The 2,371-nt window shown below is 48.2% G+C and carries 3 protein-coding genes and 1 pseudogene; 1 reads left to right on the forward strand and 3 read right to left on the reverse strand.

From position 1 onward, the window contains the following. The first annotated feature begins 182 nt into the window (after nucleotides 1-182). Nucleotides 183-758: pseudogene (gene def / locus KDK18_RS02280) on the forward strand (peptide deformylase). A 5-nt stretch (nucleotides 759-763) separates the two neighbouring features. On the opposite strand, the gene KDK18_RS02285 reads toward def, so the two are convergent. Genes KDK18_RS02285 through KDK18_RS02295 form a run of 3 tightly spaced genes read right to left on the reverse strand, consistent with a single transcriptional unit; the run spans nucleotide 764 to nucleotide 2,301 of the window. Then, nucleotides 764-1,105 carry a hypothetical protein gene (locus tag KDK18_RS02285; protein WP_257252901.1) on the reverse strand — a complete coding sequence of 114 codons (342 nt, stop codon included), beginning with the start codon at nucleotides 1,103-1,105 and terminating at the stop codon, nucleotides 764-766. Between the two features lie 10 nt (nucleotides 1,106-1,115). Then, nucleotides 1,116-1,715, reverse strand: a complete 600-nt coding sequence (locus KDK18_RS02290; protein WP_257252902.1) for a hypothetical protein — start codon at nucleotides 1,713-1,715, stop codon at nucleotides 1,116-1,118. Next, complete coding sequence (locus KDK18_RS02295; protein ID WP_257252903.1) at nucleotides 1,687-2,301, reverse strand: NUDIX domain-containing protein; 615 nt, start codon at nucleotides 2,299-2,301, stop codon at nucleotides 1,687-1,689. Before KDK18_RS02295 ends, KDK18_RS02290 begins: the two co-directional genes overlap by 29 nt. Between the last annotated feature and the right edge of the window lie 70 nt (nucleotides 2,302-2,371).

Consider the following 2,371-nt stretch of genomic DNA (forward strand, 5'->3'; position numbering starts at 1 on the left):
AGGGTACGCCATTACATGAATTCAGGGAGATTGAATATTTGTAGCGTAAACAGATTCTTGTCATAGAAGCACTACTCCTCAGGCTATCTTGCTGCAACAATATTAGGCTATAAACCAAAGAGCGTATTTTATTCTGGAATCTATTTGTTATGAGACTGAATCAAGAGCCTGAGGTATTACTCATGGGCCACCCTCTGTTGTTTCAGGAACAACCTCAGGTCGCTGTCGGAGAAATAACTTCAGATGACTTCCAGCACAACCTTGAGATCCTCAAGCAAAAGCAATTGTGTACCCTGGGAGTAGGGCTTGCGGCTCCCCAAATAGGTTGGCCCGCCCGTGTTTTCAGTCTCGGTATTTCAGAAATCAACCGATCCAGATATCCTCAGGCTCCAGACATCCCTTTTGCATTCTGGATCAATCCACAAATCATCAACTTCAGCAGCAACACTTGCTGGACCTGGGAAGGCTGCCTTTCGGTTCCGGGCATGAGGGCATGGATTTAGCGTCCTGAGAGCATCACAGTGGTTGGCTATAACGAACAGGGAGAGCGCCAGCAAAGAGACCTGTCAGGTTTTACAGCCCGGGTCATGCAGCATGAACTGGATCACCTCGATGGAAAACTGTTCCCTATGAGGGTGGAAGATAAAAGTCTGATTATTCCCAACCAATCGATTGAGCATCAGGAAGAATGGGCAAAAGATTGGCCAACCGGAAGTGCTCGCAAAACGATACGTGGCCAGATTTCCGATACGCGGTAATGAAACTAGAAAATCTCATCACCGCCATCAATCAGATGAGTCGTGTCATCCTGAACACGTAACTCCTCACGATATCGGCGACGGTTCAGCAGTTTATTCTGTACTGGATCTGGCAACTCGGTAAACTGAATGATCTGCTTATCAATGAGCAGGTCGATCAGGTCTTCAAGCACGCGAATAAAATCGGCATCCGCCGCCTGCATAACCTTGCCACCAAGGGTTGGGTTTTGTTGCAGGAAGGTATGTACGGCTTCGTCTTCCAGATTGACGAGCTCCCAGTCTTCTGTAAGTTGCTTGTCTGCAACTGCCTGAATTTCACCTTTTTCATCTTTGAGTGCGTATAGCATCCTGCCGCTCCTAAATCCGCCGGTTGATAGGTAATGACTGTAGCAAATCAGAAATCAGCCCCCGGCTGATATCAAACAGATCATCGCCCTGCAGGCCTTCACTGGCACCGTTTACATCCCAGATCACTTCACCACTGCGGATATCAATAACCGTCAACCCCATGGAAACATGGGGCCTGCCACTGTCATCGTAATACCACTCGAAAATCTCACCGGCGAGCGCGAAGCTGATGTCATTCTGCTTGGCCCACTGCATGCCATTCTGGTAACGATGAGCTGCTTGCAGAGATTTTGAGGCTGTCGTCACTTCCGACTCAGGGTACAAACGGGCCTCCTCAATGCCCCGCGAAGGCAAATTAACCATCAGTATTCTTTCTACCTGAGTGGTAATACTGGTCGCTTTACTGTGATTAACAAAGGGAAGGACGGCCCAGTCAGCGGTACCTGGCAACCCTTCCCGATAAAGACCTGAAGTAGCCGCTGTACCACCCAGGCCACCCGAGATATTAAAACCGCCAGACTGACACCCTGTCAGAACCAGCATTGCTGTTAGCATCAGTATTAAAAATCCGGGCCTGGTTTCATTGAACATAATCTTTAAGTTCTCCATGGTTCAACCTTAACCATTGCAGCGCAATGACAGCCGGAGCGTTGGAAATACGACCATCTACAACCATCTGCCAGGCTTGTTCTGCTGTTAACACATGCACTCTGATATCTTCACCTTCTTCCGCCAGTCCGTAAACCCCGCCAGCCGATGAGGCATCGACAATGCCGCAATAAAGCATCATACGTTCATTGGTTGCACCGGGGCTGACGTAAAAATTGGAAACCGGTAAAAGATGCTTCACTTCACAATCAGCTTCTTCTTTTACTTCACGAATAGCAACCGATTCCAGGGATTCACCCGGCTCAGATATGCCCGCAACCACTTCGAGCAACCAGGGGTCGTCATCGCTCATCAGAGGGCCTATGCGAAACTGCTCGACCAGCACCACTTTTTCCAGAACCGGGTCATAAAGAAGTACACCTACAGAGGGCACTCGCAAAACCGCTTCCCGATCCAGTGCTTTACTCCACCCTCCCCGGAAAAGGGCATGTCTGACTTTATATCGGCATAGCTTCAGAAATCCAGACCAGACTCGTTCTTCGCTTTCAATATGAGTGTCTTCGACTCCAAAACCAGATAATTTCATAGCACACCTTATTGATATAAAAGGCTTGGAGTGTATTTAGATGCCAAAACAACTGAAATTTTTATGGTTG

Source organism: Endozoicomonas sp. SESOKO3 (assembly GCF_024606255.1).

Bases quoted from the DNA above. Each gene is read 5' to 3' on its own strand.
- KDK18_RS02285 (WP_257252901.1), bottom strand. From the start codon at position 1,105: ATGCTATACGCACTCAAAGATGAAAAAGGTGAAATTCAGGCAGTTGCA.
- KDK18_RS02290 (WP_257252902.1), bottom strand. From the start codon at position 1,715: ATGGAGAACTTAAAGATTATGTTCAATGAAACCAGGCCCGGATTTTTA.
- KDK18_RS02295 (WP_257252903.1), bottom strand. From the start codon at position 2,301: ATGAAATTATCTGGTTTTGGAGTCGAAGACACTCATATTGAAAGCGAA.